4 protein-coding genes are annotated in these 2,069 nt (G+C 57.2%); all 4 read left to right on the top strand.

Going from position 1 to position 2,069, the window contains the following annotated elements:
• Positions 1–174 precede the first annotated feature (174 nt).
• A complete protein-coding gene (locus tag J07HQW2_RS16655) occupies positions 175–468 on the top strand; it encodes a hypothetical protein (RefSeq protein ID WP_303704288.1) in 294 nt (97 codons plus the stop codon).
• A 173-nt stretch (positions 469–641) separates the two neighbouring features.
• Positions 642–1,133 (top strand): DUF7995 family protein, encoded by a 492-nt coding sequence (locus J07HQW2_RS16650; protein ID WP_048075372.1) that lies wholly within the window; start codon positions 642–644, stop codon positions 1,131–1,133.
• Between the two features lie 3 nt (positions 1,134–1,136).
• Positions 1,137–1,502: a DUF7568 family protein gene (locus tag J07HQW2_RS16645; RefSeq protein WP_021056868.1), complete on the top strand. Its 366-nt coding sequence runs from the start codon at positions 1,137–1,139 to the stop codon at positions 1,500–1,502.
• Positions 1,503–1,574: 72 nt separating this feature from the next.
• Positions 1,575–1,970, top strand: coding sequence for a DUF7567 family protein (locus J07HQW2_RS16640; RefSeq protein ID WP_021056867.1), 396 nt, complete (start codon positions 1,575–1,577; stop codon positions 1,968–1,970).
• Positions 1,971–2,069 lie beyond the last annotated feature (99 nt).

Genomic DNA, 2,069 nt, shown 5'->3' with positions numbered 1-2,069 from the left:
ACGGTTCAATAGGGTATCTTGGCTTCTTGGCGAAGGATTAGATCGTTTTGGGTGAGAGAATTTAACATGGGTAAGATGGTCTCCCGCTTCCCGCGTCTGTCGGCCAATAGCGTCGAACGTTCCCTTGCGGTTCTCTTGGTGGGACTACTCGGATTATACGCTCTTGGGACACTTATGAGCGACATTATACCAGCACTTGATATGGCAGGTGTGGTTGCAGTTCACTTCGCGGTCGTGGTCGCAGGTGTCTTCCCCATCACTGTGCTTGGACACGCTCTGTATAGCCGATTCCGTACTGGAACTGCCAAACCACGTCGTATCGAAATCTTCAGCTCACTCGTCGCGCTCAGTTGTTTGGGTACTGCACTCTGGCTCACGATTGATTCGACCTCCAGTCTTTCCACGCCGCTGTTGACGATTTCTTGTGGTACATTAATCTTTCTCGCGGGTCTCGTGACTGTCCGATAATAATCTGATTGAACGGTGAGTATGGAGGCTGTACTGAACGAATCTATCCTTCTGAGTGAGATCTGTTTCGTACGGCCAGCTGAATAATCGTCTTCTCTAGTAGTTGTCTATTCGCGCCAGCAAGAGAGTGGCGCGCGTCGGTGACCGTACCGACGGGCGTGAGAGTGGTTCAGATGCATATGGTCATCTACGCGCTCGTCGAGGCATCGACAGAAAACGAAGCATTGGCTGCAGGGAAAACGGTGTTCAATCGATTGGTTGGCGCTGAGCCGCATTCCTGCGCAGTATTCGACTATTTTGTGACCTTCGATGAGGAAGACACGTCCGTTGCGGGGAAGGCGCGATGGGGAGAGTTGCCGACTGCAGCCCCGGTCGACTCCGACGACGGCCGGGATCTCCTCGATCGTGGGTGGGAGGCGACAAAGGAGGAGTTTGAGCGCAACCTCGAGCGGGTGAAAAAGGCCATCGACGAGTTCTCCGACGAAGAGATCATGCGCGACGAGGACCTCGCGCGGCACGCCTTCCACCAGGTCGGTGCGTACGACGACCCAACGATCTTCCTGTACACCGAACACGGAACCGGCATTCGCCACCGTGGACAGTTGGATCGACTCCTCGAGGAGAGTGAAGAGCTCTGGATCGTACCCGCTGACGTCCACTTCTGAATAATGCCCCCCATCACCGATTGGCGACGCGAGAGCCGCTCGCCGATGCTCGCGTATCGAAACACCGAGACCGGGGCCCGAGCCGTCCTCCATCAGGCTCCGGAGTCGTACCGGTACAAATGGCGCGGGGCGATCCTCGTCGACGGCTACCCAATCTGGTCGCGGGGCTATGAGACGAAAGAGGAGACCGCATTTCGGGATGCGCTTCGGGAGCGGCCAGCGCCCGAACTGAACTGTCCGGAGTGTCCGAACGACGACGTCCTCGTCGGTGAGAAGACAGCTGATGGAGCGAAGGTACAGCGCTGGTACGACTGCCCGGACTGTGGGTACGAAGCTCCTTCGCGCATCGTCTACGGCCCTGAACGCTGAGAACGTACGCAAGCAGGATGTTTTTCGGCCGGACCGGAGAGAGTGACCCGGTCGAACCGGGTCGGCCCAACAATGAGTCTCGAAGTACTCGACCGACACAGCAAAGCACTGTTCGAGTTCCTCTGGTGCCCCGTCTGCGGGCAGGAAGTGTTCACCCACATTCCCTTCGAGGGAGTGTTCTGCAAGAACTGTAACACGCAGGTCGTCCTCCGAGAGTCCCGAGAAAACCGTGGCTACGAGGAGACTGTGCTCGCGTGCTTCGACACCGACTCGACGTGGAACCTTCACGTCGATGAGAAGCTCCGTCGCGACCTACCTGACGGCTCGGCACGGGTGAAAATCCTCGGCGGACCGGGTGCCTACGAGGTTGACTGGTGGAGTCCGGAGCCAGGTGAGGATTGGGAGCCTGTCGAGCGCGGCGAGTTCGACGACGTCGAGGAATCCGACGAAGTTTCACATCTGGCGTAGGAATATTGTTGAAACTCTCAGCCGAGGATAGGTAACAGCAGCTCTGTTGAATAGAACACGGGTATCGGCCACGCAATATGGCCCTATTACGCTATCTAC

The sequence above is a fragment of the Haloquadratum walsbyi J07HQW2 genome, assembly GCF_000415985.1.
GTDB lineage: Archaea > Halobacteriota > Halobacteria > Halobacteriales > Haloferacaceae > Haloquadratum > Haloquadratum walsbyi_B.
Note: the sequence above shows the minus strand (reverse complement) of the source record. Positions and strands in the feature narration are given on the sequence as shown.